Origin of the sequence: Phytobacter sp. V69 (genome assembly GCF_965644215.1) — a bacterium.
Lineage (GTDB): Bacteria > Pseudomonadota > Gammaproteobacteria > Enterobacterales > Enterobacteriaceae > Phytobacter.
This window is the reverse complement of record NZ_CBFFRL010000440.1, coordinates 1-1,131: the sequence shown is the minus strand read 5'-3', so window position 1 is coordinate 1,131 and position 1,131 is coordinate 1. Positions and strand designations below refer to the sequence as shown.

The 1,131-nt window shown below is 32.5% G+C and carries 1 protein-coding gene and 1 pseudogene; one reads left to right on the top strand and one right to left on the bottom strand.

The features are described from left to right. Positions 1 to 512: 512 nt before the first annotated feature. Positions 513 to 761, top strand: coding sequence for a GlsB/YeaQ/YmgE family stress response membrane protein (locus ACSZPU_RS25840; protein ID WP_437615310.1), 249 nt, complete (start codon positions 513 to 515; stop codon positions 759 to 761). Between the two features lie 75 nt (positions 762 to 836). Here ACSZPU_RS25840 and ACSZPU_RS25835 read toward each other — a convergent pair. Then, positions 837 to 1,049: pseudogene (locus ACSZPU_RS25835) on the bottom strand (arsenate reductase/protein-tyrosine-phosphatase family protein); the annotation flags it as partial. Positions 1,050 to 1,131: the final 82 nt, after the last annotated feature.

The window sequence follows — 1,131 nt, the reverse complement described above, 5'->3', positions numbered from 1 at the left end:
GGGCATCGTGAAAAGTCTATGTCAAAGAAAGGGTTATGTTCTCATAATTGACGATTAAATCGCACCTTCCTTAAGCACTACCATCCTGCATCTTAAAGTTATTTGGGTATATATCAGAAATATCTGGATTTATATAGTGCCATTTGCGTTTTAATTCTTCTTCTGCGTAGGAAATATTTGATATGAAAAGACAGCAGGCAAGAAATATATATTTTATATGTATCGTTTAATTCTTTATATATATACCGCTATGGATTTTAAAAGGTATATTATACAGCAATCAACGGTCTTATTCAAGTTGAGTGATTTTTGTACGCGTCAATGTTGTGTTCCACCTGTCTTTAAATGTAAATATTACAATCTGCTAACTTGTGGGCTTTCTTTTTAAGAATAATCTTAATGATAAATTATATTAATTCCCTTGTACTGTTAAATACGTTTAAATCCTGTTCTGAATGATTTTCACGTGTTATAAAAGTTATACTACTTATATGTCTCAGGAGTGTGAAAGAATGGGTATTTTATCATGGGTTGTTTTTGGACTTTTTGCGGGTATTTTAGCTAAGTGGATAATGCCTGGTAAAGATGGCGGTGGTTTTATCATAACAGTTATCCTTGGTATTATCGGTGCGCTGGTTGGCGGTTGGATAAGCACCTTATTCGGATACGGAAAAGTTGATGGATTTAATATTGGAAGCTTTGTTGTTGCTGTAATTGGTGCCTTAGTTGTCCTGTTTATATACAGAAAAATAAAAAGCTAGCTTATTGGTGTATTAGTATGGCCGTCGCTTTTTCAGTGACGGCCTTATTACATTAATAATATATTGAATGTAAAATTATTTATTTTCTTTGGATGAAGCCTTCTCAAGAGTGATTGGCAATAATTTATCTAATTGACTCTCTACTTTTTTATATGCATCTAATGGTTTACTATATGGATCAACTAAGTCTTCATTTTTACCCGTTGCGTACTCGGAAAGCGTAAAAACTTTATTTTTTGCTTGTGGGTATTGTAATAATATTTTTTCTTTATGTTTTTCTGTCATTGTTAATAAAAGACTAGGCTGTGTCCCTTAATCACCTGAGTTATAGTAACTGTCTTTTTCAACAACATATTGAACTATGGCTCGC